This window comes from Kitasatospora sp. NPDC085895 (genome assembly GCF_040702125.1).
Classification (GTDB): Bacteria; Actinomycetota; Actinomycetes; order Streptomycetales; family Streptomycetaceae; genus Kitasatospora; species Kitasatospora arboriphila.
Genome location: NZ_JBFBJY010000261.1, coordinates 1 through 1003 on the forward strand (window position 1 = coordinate 1; position 1003 = coordinate 1003).

Annotated in this window: 1 protein-coding gene; it reads left to right on the plus strand. The window is 68.1% G+C overall.

The genetic code is table 11. The features are described from left to right. Window positions 1–67: 67 nt before the first annotated feature. A complete protein-coding gene (locus AB0442_RS42710) occupies window positions 68–982 on the plus strand; it encodes an IS982 family transposase (protein WP_366168884.1) in 915 nt (304 codons plus the stop codon). Window positions 983–1003 lie beyond the last annotated feature (21 nt).

Below are 1003 nucleotides of genomic sequence, written 5' to 3' on the forward strand. Positions count from 1 at the left end.
CTAGATGATTGATGCCAAGGGCTCGCTGGCACGCATGACATGAAGCGAGGGAGTCCAAAGGTCGGTTGTGACGCCTGACCTGGACTCCCTCGCGACCGCACTCTACGTGAAGACCGACGACCTGCTGAAGGAATCGCCGTACCTGGCGCCGTGGCGCCCCGCTATCGGCATCGCACCCCGGCTCACGGACGCGGAACTGGTCACCCTCGCGGTGATGCAGGCCCTCCTCGGCTTCACCTCCGAACGCCGCTGGATCCGCCATGCCCAGGCACACCTGCGGCACCTGTTCCCCTACCTGCCCGGACAGTCCGGCTACAACCGGCGGCTACGCAAGGCCGCCGACCTGATCGCCCACGTCAACCGCCTCCTCGCGACGGACACCTCCATGTGGACCGACACCGTGTGGGTCGTCGACTCCACGCCGGTGGAGTGCGGGCGCTCCCGCGAGACCGCAAAGCGCTCAGACCTGGCCGGATGGGCCGAGTACGGCTACTGCGCCAGCCACTCCCGGTACTTCTGGGGCCTGCGCCTGCACCTGGTGTGCACCCTGCAGGGCCTGCCCGTCGCCTTCACGCTCACCGGAGCGAAGGCCGACGAGCGGCAGACCCTGCTCGGCATGCTCCACACCGAACCCGGCCTCGTCGCCGCCCGCCCGGGACAGACCCTCATCGCCGACCGGCACTACTACGGCCGCGCCTTCGAACACGACCTCACCGAGTGGGGCGTCCACCTGCTGCGGCCGGCCCGCAAGGGCGAACCCCCGCGAGCCGGGTCCGCTCTGCTCAAACCGCTCCGACAGGTCATCGAGTCCGTCAACCAGACCTTCAAGGCCCAACTCGACCTCGAACGCCACCAAGGCCGGACCCCGGGCGGTGTCATGGCCCGCGTCCTGCAACGCATCCTCGCCCTGACCTGTGCAATCTGGCACAACGACCGCACCGGCCAGCCCGTCATGCGCTCGCTGACCGCCTATGACCACTAACCCTTCGCATCATTCATCTAG